The organism is Candidatus Zixiibacteriota bacterium, from assembly GCA_018820315.1.
GTDB lineage: Bacteria > Zixibacteria > MSB-5A5 > JAABVY01 > JAHJOQ01 > JAHJOQ01.
On the sequence record JAHJOQ010000147.1, the window covers coordinates 21,034 to 35,396 of the forward strand.

The following is a 14,363-nucleotide window of genomic DNA, read 5'->3' on the forward strand; positions in this document are numbered from 1 at the left end:
TCACCTTGCGGGAATTGTCACACCGGCTGAGAGTTCATATGTCTCGTCGGCACTCTCAGCAAGTTCTCGATTATGAGTTGCGACCACGAAAGTGATTCCCATACTCCTGTTCAAATCGCAAAGCATCTCGTGTAGTGCGGATGCAGTCTTCGTGTCGAGGTTGCCACTCGGTTCATCCGCGAGGACAACCTTCGGATCTGTCACAAGAGCTCTTGCCACCGCAACCCGCTGCTGTTCACCACCCGAGAGCTTGCCCGGCTTGTGGCTCGTCCTCTCCGACAAACCAAGCCTTCCCAATAAGTAAGACGCCTTCTCTTCGGCTGTCGTTTGATCAGTCCCTCGTATTAGCAGAGGCATCATTACGTTTTCCAGGGCAGTGAAATCAGACATCAAGTGGTGAAACTGAAATACAAAACCGACATTCTCGTTTCTGAATTGCGCCATCGAGTCGTCATTCATACTTGCGTAATCCGTACCGCAGACTTCCAGCATGCCGTCCGTAGCGCGATCAAGTCCTCCGAGAATGTGCAGGAGAGTACTCTTGCCCGCTCCTGATTCACCTACTACTGCAGCCATCTGTCCACGCTCTATGCTCAAGTCGACTCCATTGAGTACATTCAATGAGCCGTCCACTGACAGAAAGCTCTTCCGGAGACCCGTTGCTTTGATCACAATTGAGCTGCTGTCCTTCCGCTCCGAATCCACGTCCGATGCGGCATCATGACGACTATTCATATTTTCGCCCATATGTGACTTTTGTTTAGTATAATTTACTCATATCTAAGAATTTCAACAGGATAGAGACGCCCCGCCCGGTGTGCCGGATAGAGAGCAGCCAGGAAGCTAAGAAGAATCGACGTTGCCGAAATCACCACGAAATCGAGCGGCTCCATTCTCACAGGCAGCTTGCTTATGAAGTATATGTCCGCAGGCAACGATATTATTCCAAACTCCTGCTGCAACAGACACACAATTACTGCCAAAGTGATACCGAGCACCGTGCCGATCGTTCCAGTCGCCAGACCTTGATACACGAAGATTCGTGAGATAGATTTCCGCAAGGCGCCCATAGACTTAAGTATTGCTATCTCACGTTTCTTCTCAAGGACGAGCATCACCAGCGTGGAGATGATATTGAACGCAGCTACAGCGATTATCAACGCAAATCCGAGAAACATGCCGTACTTCTCGAGCTTCATCCATGAATAGAGATTCTTGTGCATTTCTGTCCAGTCAGTCGCGAAATATGGAAAGCCGAGGTCCCTGTTCAGGGCTGCTGCGACCTGAGCAGACTTGTACATGTCGTCGATCTTGATTTGAATACCGGTCACTTTCTGTTCCAGTTTGAACAGCTTCTGCGCCGATGTGATGCTTATATAGGAGAGCGATGCGTCGTACTCATGAAGTCCGTTGGAGAAGATACCTGACACGGTAAACTGTGCGACTTTCGGCATTTTCATACCTGTGACGCCACCTACCAGCGACATATCTTTAAGGCTCATCAGAACGACTCTTGATCCGACGGTCACTCCAAGCCGCTCTGCAAGCGTTTCTCCGAGCACTATTCCCGGCAGTCCTGATTCAAGTGTGTCGAGATTGAGATCACCGCGAGTGATTGTCTCCTGCAGATTCGATACGCCGCGCTCGAGATTAGGATCAATCCCGCGCACCATCGTTCCATCATTCTCCTTTGCAGATGATATCGAAGCTTTATAATAGACGAAAGGCGCAGCGGCCACGACGCGATCGACCTTTCTGACTTCCTCCAGCAGTTTATCCGTCTCCTGAATCCCGACATCATCGAAAGTGAAAATCGAAATATGCGCAAGGGTACCGACGATTCGTTCACGCACCTCCGACTCGAAACCATTCATCATAGAGAGAACGGTCACCAGAGCCGCGACGCCGATTGTAATGCCGGTGATCGTGATGAAGGAGATCACTGAGATGAAACCTTCCCGTTGCCTCGACTTCATATACCGGGTGGCGATGAAAAGCTCGTACCTCATATCCTACTCCGGTTTCAATTGCGGGAAAAGAAGCACCTCACGGATGTTCGTCTGATTGGTCAGGAGCATTACGACGCGATCAACTCCGAAGCCGAGTCCGCCGGTTGGGGGCATCCCGTGTTCGAGGGCGCGAAGGAAGTCCTCATCCATAACCTGCGCTTCCTTGTCGCCGAGCTTCGAGAGCTGCTTCTGCATCGCGAAACGCTCTCTCTGATCGAGAGGATCATTTAGTTCAGAGAAAGCATTTGCAACTTCGATCTCGCAGATGAACAGCTCAAATCGCTCCGTCAGCCTGGGATCGTCGCGGTGCACTTTCGCAAGTGGCGACATCTCGATCGGGTGATCGGTAATGAACGTGGGCCGTATCAGATTCGGCTGCACCTTCTCAGTGAAAATGTCATCTATGATCTTGCCGCGTCCTCTCGACTCCTCAACTTCGATGCCTTTTTCTTTGCATGCTGCTTTCAATTCGGCCTCATCCAGGTTCTCAGCATCGATGCCGGAGTACCTCTTGATTGCTTCGAGCATCGGAAGGCGTTCCCATTCGCAGTCCAGTTCGATCTCTTCATCCTTGTACGTGATCGTAGTTCTGCCCAGGACTTCGCGTGCGGCGTGAACAAGTAGCTTCTGCATCAATTCCATAATGTCATTATAATCTACGTACGCCTGATAGAGCTCGATCATCGTGAATTCGGGATTGTGTGTCCTGTCGAGACCTTCATTTCTGAAATCCTTGCAGACTTCGTACACTTTTTCGAAGCCACCTATAATCAGTCTCTTGAGATAAAGCTCGTCGGCGATGCGAAGGTAGAGCTCCATGCCGAGACGGTTATGATGGGTTGTGAACGGTTCGGCAGATCCACCGCCGTATAGCGGCTGAAGTATCGGGGTTTCGACTTCGACAAACCCATCGTTATCGAGATAATCCCTGATCGACCGTATGATCTTGGCTCGATTCAGGAATATTTCCTTAACTTCTCTATTAGAGATGAGATCGAGATAGCGCTGCCGGTAGCGCATCTCTACATCCTTGAGCCCGTGCCACTTTTCCGGCAGAGGCCGGAGGGATTTCGCGAGCATTTCGAAGCTCTCGACCCATATGGACATTTCACCCTTTTTGGTGCGAAAGACTTTTCCCCTGCACCCGATTAGATCGCCGATATCAATCTGCTTGTAGAGCGCGTAAAGTTCATCGCCGACCACGTCCTTCTTGAAATAGAGCTGTATCTGCCCAAGATCATCCTGGATGTGGCAGAATCCCGCTTTGCCCATCACGCGAATTGTCATTACACGACCTGCAAGAGTGATTCGCTCCTCGCTTTGTTCGAGCGATTCGAAATTCTCTTTGACTTGTTCAGATCGATGAGACACTTCAAACCTGTACGGAAACGGATTGATTCCCGCTTTGCGCAGTTCTTCCAACTTCTTTATTCGCACGGATCGCTGATCGACCGTCATCTCATTCTCATTGCTGGTCAATTCTCACTCCAGATTGATAGGTTCATCCTATGTGACATTGGGAAACTTCTTCCTGAGCGCGTCTTCAACGGCCGCAGGTACAAACGCCGATATGTCGCCACCGTTCTTCGCAACTTCCTTGATGAGGGAAGAGGATATATAGACATAACTCAAGGATGGCATCAAGAAGACTGTTTCCGCTCTGTTGGCAAGTTCTCGGTTCATTAGTGCGAGCTGGAATTCGTACTCAAAATCCGATACCGCTCTCAGGCCTCGAATAATCGCGACAGCTTCGGATTCTTCGACGAATTTCGCAAGCAGTCCCGAGAAAGGGACTACATTGACATTTTGCATTGATGAGATCGCGCCTCTAACCAGCTCGACACGCTCCTCCAGATCGAACAGATACGGTTTCATGCCATTGGCTACAACCGCCACTATGATTTTGTCGAACATGCCTGAGGCGCGGCTCACTAAATCGAGGTGGCCATTTGTCACTGGATCAAAACTGCCGGGATATATTGCGGTTCTCATCACTTCTTCCTCAGTATTAATACTTCACTTTGTCCGAATTTCTTCTCTCTCAGAAGTGTATAGGTCTTCTGGTTGAAGCTGATTTTGGTCTTACCTGAATGCTCGACGACCAGCAGGCATCCGCTCCTGACGAGGTTCTGCTTCGCAATCATGTCGAGCAGTTTCGAAGAGAGAGGAGTCCCGTAGGGTGGATCGGCAAGCAGTATAGTTACAGTATCCAGACCTTTTAGATTGGCCAATTCATCCGGCAGCTTCAGCCGCACAATATCGGCACGGTCGAGCAGGTCGAGTGTCTGCAGGTTCTCCTTCACGACCTTCAGTGCGTCACGAGAGAGGTCGACGAAAAAGCACTTTTTCGCGCCGCGAGAAAGCGCTTCCAGTCCGAGATTGCCAGACCCACAGAACACGTCAGCTACGATAGCATTGTCGATTTCCGGTGCTATCATGTTGAATATGCTCTCTTTGACTTGCTCAAGTGTCGGCCTCACTTCGAGTCCCTTAAGAGTCTTAAGCTTGAACCCCTTCTTCTCACCGGCGACTATTCTCATGTTAAATTACTCCAAGCGCCGCCAAAGGCAGAAGAAATCGTTCGGGCTTGTCTATCGTTCCATGAAGGATCTTCGAGATGTGATCAGGATTAAATCCTCTGAAATTGAGTCTCGACGAGAGTTCCGAAGCCAGCTCATCTTCATCAGCTCCGTTGATCACAACTCTGTCTATTCTCGCGCGTGATCCGGAAGTATGCCACGACAGAAGAGTCTCGATCGTTTCGGCGAATCTCTCCATTTTGCCGTCGGTCGGCAAATGTGCCGGCAGCAGGTCGGTCACATGGCGCTGGGACGTTCTGACAAGATACGCGCATTTGCTGCCGATGAACACACATTCGGCAGCTTCAGCATCCTCTCTGGCGCAATAGCTGGAAACGACATCTCCCCACACAGACTGTGGGAAAAACATCTGATCAATAAGCAGGCCAATCGATTTGGCCTGATCAGTCAGGTGGTTCACATTTCGCTTTCGAGCCGCCCTTACCCTGCGAATCTGGTACTTGCCACAAATGGAGTCCATTAAGTGTATGCTTTCATAGAGATAATCTTCGTGTCGACCAATAAGATGTGTCGCGATCTCCCAGCGCTCCCACTCATCCCGGCGGATTGTCAGCCCCTTCGGAATCTGAATCGTGAATTCGATTACATACTCCGCCGGAAGAACTACTGACGCCGGAATCAAGCCGTCACTCGAAGGAACGACTTGCGATATGGATTGCAGCGCGCTGCCGAAGTCTCCTGACCTGACTGTTTCAGGAACACTGATATCGAACTCATCAGCGCGAAGAAGCATGCAACTGCTATGTGATACTTCGAGCAGCACAGTCCTGATGGCATCCTGTGCCAGTTCGATGCCGAGTCGATATTTGAACGGCGTAATCATTTTTCACCGATTTCTATCATGCCCCGGACTGCTGTCAGTTTCGAGGGGCCTATGCCCTTGACTCGCACGAGATCATCGACACTCTCGAAACGACCTTGTACCTTTCTTGATTCGATTATTTTCGTAGCGAGATAATTCCCGATGCCGGGGAGCAGCACCAGAGAATCGATTGGTGCCGTGTTGATGTTGATCCGGTACTTGTGAAGCATTCCCTTAGTGAGTAGTCCTGCTCTTACTTCGCTTCCGTCAGTTGTCGCGCGATCCTGCTCCAGTTGACTTATAATAACCTCGGGGTAGATCACTTCTCCTGACTTCTGATAGATTACGATGGCTCCGCCCACAAGGAAAACAGTCGTCAGAAACAACACTACCCTGATGTCCGATTTAGAGAACAGTTCAGGGCGCCTGTCGTTCATTATTTACCTCACAATCCCGCTGGCGTAAGATATTGTCAGCGGCTGAGTAGGGCAAGTAAAACTTTGCCAACAGCGGCAAGGCTCGATGGACTGCATTTGTCGGGAGTATCGGCTTGAGTGTGCCAGGAAGGATAGTCGAAATCGATTATGTCGATTACAGGGATACCTTTTTCCAGAAAGGGGAGGTGATCGTCATAGACGGTGTGTTTGATGGAATCGACAAAATGCGAAGCGCCCTGTTCTGCAGCTTCGCTCCAGACCTGGTCGACGATGCGCTTGGCGTACATATGAGAATATCGTTCACGGTAGATCCTCATATCGGTTGCGCCGACCATATCCAGCAGAATTCCGAACGCGTAATGTCCCTGATCGATATTTTCAACGTAGTATTTAGAGCCGATGCAGTAGTAGTCCAGATTGCCCGACTCACCGTAATCTTCAGCATCGAAAAGCACGATGTCGACTCCATAGGGGCAGTCGATATGAGGCAGTAGATTTGCGAGCTCCATAAGTACGGCGCAGCCTGAAGCGCCATCATTGGCACCGAGAATCGGCTGATTCTGCAGTGCTACGTTCGGGTCCATGTCGGCATATGGCCTCGTATCCCAGTGGGCGCACAGGAGCACTCGCGGCAGACGACCCGGATTGAATCTGGCAATGATGTTGGTCAGATCGGAAAAAGTCGTATCGCTGATGGTGTCGGTGAACTCAAAATTCTGCAGTTCGACCGTATCGAGCCTTGTCTCGAAGAATGCCTTGAAGTACTCGAGTGCCTTTGATGCACCATCCGAGCCCGGATTCCTCGGTCCGAAGTCACATTGCTCAGTGAGATAGACATAGGCGCGGTCACCGTCAAAAGTCACTTTGCCAGATCCGCAACCCGGTAAAGACATGACTGTGAAGAGAATCAACAGAACAGCAGCGACGAGCAGATTTGACCTTGAAGCATAGTTCATCAGAATCTGATTTCAACCCATATTCCGAGTTGGCGTACATGCGATTTGCGGCGAGACCTCTTATCCTCGGTGTCGGACCAGCGCATCTGGAGTCCGCCTTGAATATTGCTCGAGAAGCTGTAAGTTGCTCTCGGCGCGACTGTGAAATCGGTGCGTTCGTTCCCGGGGCTCACATTACCCTTGGTGTCTTCCTGCTCAGATTTAGTAGTCCGCTGGGAGATGTCAATGGTAAGAGACATCGTGCTCTGAATCTTCAGTCGACCTAAAAGTGGAATCTTAAACCCCGTCGGCGCTCTGAAACTGTACCTGTTGGAAAGCGTAATGCTCTTGGACCAGTTGCGCTGCTCGCGCGATACACCCTGCGTGATCGTCTTGTTGATCGATTGGGAAACCTCATATCGGCCTTGAGTTTGAACCGACTTCAGCCACGTCACATTGAATCCGAGCAGAGGACCGAAATTGTGCGTTATGTTCTCTTTTTCTTTATCACCGCTGTTCTTATTGATGCTCTCATCGAGCTTCTTGGAGTAGCTGCTGTTGACCGCGAAAGACTTGAATAGCCAACCGATGATGCGAAAACGCTCCAGTCGCCCTATGTTGACGCTGAGGTCCGGAAATGAAGTCGAGATTGTCTCAAGATCATTCGCGCGTGACGTCTGAGTTCTCTTGGAATAACCGGAACTGATCTTGGAACCAAGTATGAAATCGATACCGCTCTTGGCGGAATATGTTTCGGATTTCGAGTCAGTGAAGCGACTAACGCTGCTTCCAGATGATTGGATGATCTCAACTCCAGGATCCTTGGTGAAGCCGAACTGGAACTTCAATGACGGACGATCTACCAGTCCTGAGCTCGAGAAGCGATTGTCCTGACTGTAACTGAGAGTGACGGGGTCGATTCTGTTGGAGATAGGTCGAATGATTAAGAGGAACGGCTTGAACAGAACGAAGTCCCCGCCTTTTCCGGAGCCTCCTTTACCTTTCGAACCCGCGCCGAAGAACCTCTGAGAGTCGAACTTGCTTGACAAGGTCCAGTTCGAACTGGTCGATGCGAGTCTTGAACCATCTTTGTAACGCTTAGGATCGGAGTTCTCATCATAAGAAGACTTGTAACTCAGCTTGGTCGACAAGAAATTGAATATCTTTGGTTCGTAACTTCCAGTGAAGGACTGGCGGCGCACCAACTCGACGCCGAGTTTGAATTCCTTCGGATTGAAAGAGAACTTAAGGGTCTCGGGATCCCTCAGGTCTCTGTCTGTCGAGAAATTGAAGCTCAGCGGCAGAGATCCGAAGAGATTATATTGCGCTGAACCCGATCCCGTGAATCGTCGATCATATGTCGAGAATATCCGGCCTTCATTGTTAACGCTCAGAGTCTGCTTCCGCGAGACATCACCTTTGAAGCTGAGCCTGCTCGGGGAATATCCCAGCGCCGTATTTGTGATGGCAGATGGGAAGAACGGAATGAATGAAGTCCAGCCGAATATCCGTATCGTCTTGTTGCCCGGGTTCAGAGAATAGTCGGCGTGAGCGGCATAATTCTCGCTTTCACTTTTCGGCTGTGTGGGAGATTGTGCATTAGAAGAGGAATATGAAAAGCTCGTGTTGATCTTGTTGAGAGTGAGGTTCCAGAGCCAATTGTTCGTCTTCTTTGCAAATTTCGATGATATCCGGAAGTTGTTTGAATAGTTGCGAGAAGTCTCTGCTTCACGATCTTTCTCGGTTATGACGATGTCGGAGCCTGACTTCAATCTCGGGACTCTTACGCTCTTGCTCCACGAGTAGGATATGGGTATCCTTGCACCCCACTGCGGGGGAAGGAACTTGTCGAAGTTGAAGCTCGTGGAAATTGACAGGGATGTTTCTTCACTCCCCGCTCCCAGATTGTTCCTGTCCGCTGCCGTAAGCTGCCTGAAGAAAGCGTCTTTCTTCCTGTAGTTCATGGAGAATGATCCAATATCAGCGATACTTGTTGTGACGCTGATTCGTTTCGCGACTCCCTTGTCGCGCCTGACGTCAGTGACGCGCAATTCATCCAGCCAAATTTCACCCGATTCCGGATCGGGCGGAGCGTCGGCGGACCTCTGCACGCCCGCCGCAAGATAGATAATGTTCGTGAGCCGAGGGTTGCCTTTCACCCCGTAGCGGCCGACTGACAGGTAATTCGTATCTGCAATTTCCTGTCTTAACTTGAGCAGGCTGTCTTTGACCTGTGTTATTGCATCGAAGTCGATGTCGACCCAGTTGCGCTGATCCCAGTAATTCTTGCCGAGCGATGTGCTGTCCGTGCCGTAGATTCGCGTGTGGAATTCATAGAAATTCTGAGAATCGGTACCCATGCGGAAGATGAATTCAATCGATGAATCGGCAGTAGTCGCGCTATGGACATACATCTGAAGTCGCCTGTAGCCGGCGTAGTTCTCTCCCCGGAACAATATGCGTTCGGCGATTCCTCTGGTACCGGGGTCAAAATTGAAGAACCTCAACCACAGCGACTGCTCTTTCTCGCGTGTCTCGTTGACTTTGTCGTAGTATCCCTCCACATCAGGAGGAGGAGTGTAAACTGTGTCCGCAAATTCTTCTGTGTTGATGACAGAGACGTCGAACCTTGTCTCCTCATCTTCAGATGCACCCGCAGACATCGATGCCTGAGGAAGGGGAGTCTCGAGAGGCTGAACGAGCCATCTTGTGGACACAAGATCCATTGAAGCAAACTCGAGCGAATCTCTGTGAGAGAATCCGGTGAGTATGATACGCGCGAAGGACACTTGGTCCAGTGTGGCCTCGCCGGCTGAATCGTCAGGCTCATCGAGTGGGATCCTGTATGTTACCCAGCCTCGTTCATTCTGCGAATTCTCAACGAGATACTTGGTGTCGTTGGCGAAGTCCAGGACGTATTCATAGTAGTTGTTGCGAGTGTTGAGTGACTTATCTCGATTGATGTCCTCAGAGTCAGGATAATAGCCACGAGCCGGATCGCTGGCATTATTCTGAGTTCCGTTTATTCCCTCGTAGTTGTCCTTATCGTCATCCGAATAGAACCAGTTGTCCAGGGACGGATCGGCTGCCGTGCTTCCCAGGCTGTCCCTCTCCTGGGCATCCGTCCAGCCGTCAAGTCCAACATCCTCTTCATCTTCGAGTATGTCATTGAAGTTCTTGTCCTCCGTGTCCCACTTCCTGTTCCCGTTGATGTCTTCCGTGATCTCACCGAGATAGATTCGCAGTTGTCCATGCGTAGGATCGACGAACGGGCGGCGCATGCGGATTTCCAGAAACTGCGTTCTGCTCTGATCCCATGATCCCCGCCCCAAAGGTCTCATGATACCTGCCCACGACTCCTCAAGCGCTGTAGAGTCGGGATCAATGCGGACTATCATAGTATTCGTGCGGTTGTCTCGATCCTGTACGTCACGATTCCAAATATCGGTAACGGGTGTCTCGGACCAGGGATTATACCAAATCAATCTGGAACGAGGATTGATAGAATCATTTGTGAAGAAGCTGGGGTTCACAGTCGAAGTGTAGCCGCTGCCATCAAGCGGGGGAGAGGCCGTAGTCCACGCATGCCGCAGGACACTGAGGCCATAAGCCTCCCGGGCACCCTCGAAGTCATCAATAAATGCTTCACCGAGCGTGTTGGGGTTCGGCACACTCTGCGCGATCTCTCCGGAGATAGTCATGCGGGAATCTGTCGTCGCTTCAAGCAGCGGTAACATGTCAAACATGTCGGTCAGAATCGGCAGCTCAAAACTCGTTTGGAAATCGCTGTCCCATACAAGGTACTTCGACTCCTCCTGCCCGACTCTCGGTTTCCTGTCTGTCGATTTCTCGCTCTTGTAAAGGATCGTTGTTCCGAACTTGAAATCCTTAGAGAGCACGTACTCGAGTCTTGCTCCGAACAATGATTTCTTTTCCGCAGCGATGAATGGCTGATACTCAAAGTCGACAGTGACATTGGCATTCGGATCCAGTACCTCTTCGCTTCGGAATATTATGCGCCCAAGATCGTAGTATATTGTGTAGTCGGTATCCTTCGTGAGTCGCCGTCCGTTGAGAGTGACGACCTCCGAACCCTCGATGATATTGATCTTGCCGAGCGAAAACTCGGTCTGTCGCTCCGCGAGGCTCACTGCAATGTAATACTTCGAAGCTTCGCGAATGTCCTGGGAATTGACAGAATTGTATATTTCAGGGACTACCTCGTTGAGAGAATCGGGGTTGTTAAACGGTTCTCGATTCGGGAAGAAGAGAAATCCTCTTTCCAAAAACACCGTTTGATCCGTGATGTCAAGCTTTCCGTCGGGGTTCGGATTGCCATTGAGGTCCTGCTGATCAAGGCCCATGAGCTGGAGGTATGGCGTTCCGTCCTGGTGATCCAGGTTTGCGTCTTCACGCGTTTCCTCTCCCTGTTTGCCCTTGTATATCTTGATCTCTAATCCGTCGGGGTCGATGTTGCGAGCACCGAGAGAATAGACTCGTTTCCATTCATAGTGGAACGTTGGTACGTCGGGCGGAGCGCTGGCTCTTTTGATGAGCTTGAGATGAAGCGTGTCTGGATTCGACAGGCTGCCGACCTCATACCTTGAGCCACCACGCTCGACAGTCATCCAGCAAGCGAGATCCTGCTGAACGCCCACGTAGGTAAGCATCTCCAGATACAGTTCGTTTTCATAGAAGAAGTATTTGTTTCGGTCAATCTCCAGCCAGTCGGTCTCATAGATTTCTGAGGAATATTGGGTCGTGTCGCGGGGATCGATATATGCAAACCCATGAATCTTCTGTACCTCGAGATCCGTTCTTGTCTCGTTTATGTAAAGCCTGAAATCTACGATCTTGTCGACACCGCGAAAGAGATCGTAGTCTGTATCGCCGACATCGGCCGGTCCGCCGATTCTTCCGAGATCAAAGAAAGTATTCGTCAGGTAGTCATAGTCTCGAATATATTTGACACTCCTCTGCGCACCTGCGGTGAAACTTGATTTTTCGGTGTTCCCCTTCTCCTGTGACGTGATTACCGTCATGCCGAGGTTGCCAAGCTGCGCGGTTGCTTTGATACCAAATAGTCCCTGCACTCTCGAAGAGTACCCAACGAACTGCGTATTCGGCAATGCGAGGTTTGTGTTTCCCGCCTCGATAGTCTGCAGAATCTCATCCTCGGTCCCCTGGTATCTGATCTGAATGCGATTATCGAGATCCGTCTGCCTTTTCGAGTCCTGGTCAACTTTGACCTCGATCTTTGAACCGATATTGCCCGTGATCTTGAACTGCGAGACCTGCTCCATGTTCAGGGAGGGGAATTTGCTCTGCTTGAATGCTGCGACCTGTGTTTTGTCATCCCATTGGCTTCGGCCATCAAAGCTGACCCTATAATATCCGTTGACTCGAAGACCGACACCACCTTCGCCGATCAGTGCCTCGACTGCTCTGGGTACGTGAATGGGGATGCTGAAAGTGAGCAGGCCCTGAGCTTTGTCCGCCTGATCTTTCGCTATCGATCTCATCAGGCCTATTTTCCAGTAGTCGCTCGCATTAGTCTCGTTTCTCTGGCGGTTGAACTCGCGTGGCTCCACAGAGGTCGGATAGTGGATAGCGATAGGCGCGAATGTTGGGTGAAAGGAATATGTCCTGGTGAAAGTGAACATCAGAGTGCCCGGCTCAATTCTGGTCTTGTCGACTGGTCTGACTTTGCCGGCGTCAAGCCAGGAGTATTTCTTGATAGCGATCGACATACCCGACCAATGCGCGGGAGCCGGGATAGGAACATTTCGAAGTGATTTGGTATCCAGGGGAATAGACAGCCATTGCCCAACAGCGGAACTGCCCGCCGAGATCATCGACAGGAGCAAGACAAGACATAAAAGCCTGATGTTCAAAGCGGGTCTTAATCGCAACTACGACCAACCTCAGTAAAACATTCTAACTGTATAAACTGCTCGATAGACCTCCTTAGCTGAAGTTGCCAAGATATGTAATTTCTTCTTCAAGAGTATAACCAAATTTGTCTTTGACTCTCTTTTTCAACACAGCAGCAAGCTCTCTAACATCTTCGGCTCTGGCGCCTCCGAGATTCACCAGAATATTGGCATGATGTTGGTAAACTCCGGCCTTGCCCACGCATGCACTCTTTGCGCCAACTTTTTCCAGGAGCATGCCTGCGGAGAGTTTGCCGTGCATCTCATCCGGCTTTTCGATATTTTTGAAGAAACACCCCGCCGAACAATCAGTCTCAGGGTGCCTTTCCGCCCGCAGATTCAGGATCTCTCGTTTCCTTTCGGTCAGACGTTCGGTCGAGTCTGCCGGTAGCTCGAAGTTTGCTTCCAGTACGATCTCATGAGATCGTTTCAATATACTGTTCCTGTATGAGAATTCAAAATACTTTTTCGGCTCTGTGCGCGGCTTCTGACCCGGTGTCACTATAGTCGCCGATACCAAATGGTCAGAAATTGAGCCGCCGTATGCACCCGCATTGCCATAGATCGCTCCACCAACAGAGCCTTTGATCCCGGCCAATGACTCCATGCCGCCCAGACCAAGTGCGCAGACCTTGTCAATCATACTCTCCAGTCCGTGTCCGCTTCCGACAGTCAGGCTTCCTCCTGAATTTTCGAAATGCTCGATCTGAGTTTTGAGTACGATGCCGCGATAGCCGCTGTCTGACACGAGCAGATTCGATCCACCGCCCAGGATGAAATATTCGGCTCCATGCTGCTCGCAGAGCCTGAGCGCATCGACCATATCTTCAACAAGTGTTATTGTGACGAGCATATCCGCGGGGCCGCCTATGCCGAATGTGGTGTGTTTCGACAACGGCTCGTCTTCAGAAGCGGCTGCTCCGAAACGTGCCTTCAGGCTGCTGTGGAGCGTCTCTGCAAGCCTATCAAGCATCTGAATCTCTGCTTACGTTTTGTGGGCCGGTCGTAGCGGTCGATTCAATACTCCTCCGACGAATTATACGCGTCATTACCGGTCCGGAGTTCCCGTTATTTGTTCTCTTCGCTCGCATTCGTGCTCTCGCCCGTCTCCTGCTCGGCCGCGTCTGACTCAGCATGTCCGTCACCTTTTCGTTCCGAAGCAGCCTTCTTCTCGGAATTCAACTCGTCGACGTAGTTCATGCGAAGCTGAAATAGCGTTCTCTTCATGAGCGTTGCCTCATCATCGGTGAGATTGCCATCAGTCTTGGTCTGTATCATAGTCAGCATATCAATGCTGTTTTTGGCCAGGCCGAGGTCTCTTTCGACTTTCCCTGTAATAGAGTTCTGCAGCTTTCCCATCTGCTGCATTGCTGCAGCTTCCAGCGAGACTATTAGCTGGATCAGGTGAGGGTCCACCTGCATGGGTTTTATATCCTCGGTCACTTCTCTTCTCCCTTGCCATCCTCCGAGATTCTCAATGCCAGCTTCAAATTGTGCTGGACGTCCATAATTTCTGCTTCAATCTTCTTAAGCAGGCGCTCGAGATCGTAATCCGAAGAACTGCTCACGAGATGATTAACCTCGTCCGCCAGTTCCTTTGACAGTGCTTTAGCCTTGATCAGTCTCTTTTTATCCATCTGGGCACTC

At 50.6% G+C, this 14,363-nt stretch carries 12 protein-coding genes; all 12 read right to left on the bottom strand.

Annotated elements, in window-relative coordinates; genetic code table 11:
- The gene (locus KKH67_14265; protein MBU1320345.1) at nt 1–735 is read right to left on the bottom strand and encodes an ABC transporter ATP-binding protein; all 735 of its coding nucleotides are present in this window, start codon (nt 733–735) and stop codon (nt 1–3) included.
- Nucleotides 736–770: 35 nt separating this feature from the next.
- Complete coding sequence (locus KKH67_14270) at nt 771–2,009, bottom strand: lipoprotein-releasing ABC transporter permease subunit (protein MBU1320346.1); 1,239 nt, start codon at nt 2,007–2,009, stop codon at nt 771–773.
- Between the two features lie 3 nt (nt 2,010–2,012).
- Nucleotides 2,013–3,467: a lysine--tRNA ligase gene (lysS, locus tag KKH67_14275; protein MBU1320347.1), complete on the bottom strand. Its 1,455-nt coding sequence runs from the start codon at nt 3,465–3,467 to the stop codon at nt 2,013–2,015.
- Nucleotides 3,468–3,515: 48 nt separating this feature from the next.
- On the bottom strand, nt 3,516–4,001 hold the full coding sequence (gene coaD, locus KKH67_14280) for a pantetheine-phosphate adenylyltransferase (GenBank protein MBU1320348.1): 486 nt from the start codon (nt 3,999–4,001) through the stop codon (nt 3,516–3,518).
- The gene (gene rsmD, locus KKH67_14285; GenBank protein MBU1320349.1) at nt 4,001–4,549 is read right to left on the bottom strand and encodes a 16S rRNA (guanine(966)-N(2))-methyltransferase RsmD; all 549 of its coding nucleotides are present in this window, start codon (nt 4,547–4,549) and stop codon (nt 4,001–4,003) included. The genes coaD and rsmD overlap by 1 nt, the downstream gene beginning before the upstream one ends.
- A gap of 1 nt (nt 4,550) precedes the next feature.
- Nucleotides 4,551–5,432: a hypothetical protein gene (locus KKH67_14290; GenBank protein ID MBU1320350.1), complete on the bottom strand. Its 882-nt coding sequence runs from the start codon at nt 5,430–5,432 to the stop codon at nt 4,551–4,553.
- Complete coding sequence (locus KKH67_14295; protein ID MBU1320351.1) at nt 5,429–5,848, bottom strand: helix-hairpin-helix domain-containing protein; 420 nt, start codon at nt 5,846–5,848, stop codon at nt 5,429–5,431. The genes KKH67_14290 and KKH67_14295 overlap by 4 nt, the downstream gene beginning before the upstream one ends.
- A 35-nt stretch (nt 5,849–5,883) precedes the next feature.
- Nucleotides 5,884–6,804, bottom strand: a complete 921-nt coding sequence (locus KKH67_14300; GenBank protein MBU1320352.1) for a M28 family peptidase — start codon at nt 6,802–6,804, stop codon at nt 5,884–5,886.
- Entirely contained in the window at nt 6,804–12,533 is a 5,730-nt protein-coding gene (gene sprA / locus KKH67_14305) for a cell surface protein SprA (protein MBU1320353.1), read from the bottom strand. Before sprA ends, KKH67_14300 begins: the two co-directional genes overlap by 1 nt.
- Nucleotides 12,534–12,750: 217 nt before the next feature.
- On the bottom strand, nt 12,751–13,689 hold the full coding sequence (gene murB, locus KKH67_14310) for a UDP-N-acetylmuramate dehydrogenase (protein MBU1320354.1): 939 nt from the start codon (nt 13,687–13,689) through the stop codon (nt 12,751–12,753).
- Nucleotides 13,690–13,784: 95 nt separating this feature from the next.
- On the bottom strand, nt 13,785–14,159 hold the full coding sequence (locus tag KKH67_14315; GenBank protein MBU1320355.1) for a DUF1844 domain-containing protein: 375 nt from the start codon (nt 14,157–14,159) through the stop codon (nt 13,785–13,787).
- Nucleotides 14,156–14,353 carry a hypothetical protein gene (locus KKH67_14320; GenBank protein ID MBU1320356.1) on the bottom strand — a complete coding sequence of 66 codons (198 nt, stop codon included), beginning with the start codon at nt 14,351–14,353 and terminating at the stop codon, nt 14,156–14,158. The genes KKH67_14315 and KKH67_14320 overlap by 4 nt, the downstream gene beginning before the upstream one ends.
- Nucleotides 14,354–14,363: the final 10 nt, after the last annotated feature.

Coding starts and splice junctions, on each gene's coding strand:
- KKH67_14265 (MBU1320345.1), bottom strand. CDS start 735: ATGAATAGTCGTCATGATGCCGCATCGGACGTGGATTCGGAGCGGAAG.
- KKH67_14270 (MBU1320346.1), bottom strand. CDS start 2,009: ATGAGGTACGAGCTTTTCATCGCCACCCGGTATATGAAGTCGAGGCAA.
- lysS (MBU1320347.1), bottom strand. CDS start 3,467: ATGACGGTCGATCAGCGATCCGTGCGAATAAAGAAGTTGGAAGAACTG.
- coaD (MBU1320348.1), bottom strand. CDS start 4,001: ATGAGAACCGCAATATATCCCGGCAGTTTTGATCCAGTGACAAATGGC.
- rsmD (MBU1320349.1), bottom strand. CDS start 4,549: ATGAGAATAGTCGCCGGTGAGAAGAAGGGGTTCAAGCTTAAGACTCTT.
- KKH67_14290 (MBU1320350.1), bottom strand. CDS start 5,432: ATGATTACGCCGTTCAAATATCGACTCGGCATCGAACTGGCACAGGAT.
- KKH67_14295 (MBU1320351.1), bottom strand. CDS start 5,848: ATGAACGACAGGCGCCCTGAACTGTTCTCTAAATCGGACATCAGGGTA.
- KKH67_14300 (MBU1320352.1), bottom strand. CDS start 6,804: ATGAACTATGCTTCAAGGTCAAATCTGCTCGTCGCTGCTGTTCTGTTG.
- sprA (MBU1320353.1), bottom strand. CDS start 12,533: ATGTCGATCGCTATCAAGAAATACTCCTGGCTTGACGCCGGCAAAGTC.
- murB (MBU1320354.1), bottom strand. CDS start 13,689: ATGCTTGATAGGCTTGCAGAGACGCTCCACAGCAGCCTGAAGGCACGT.
- KKH67_14320 (MBU1320356.1), bottom strand. CDS start 14,353: ATGGATAAAAAGAGACTGATCAAGGCTAAAGCACTGTCAAAGGAACTG.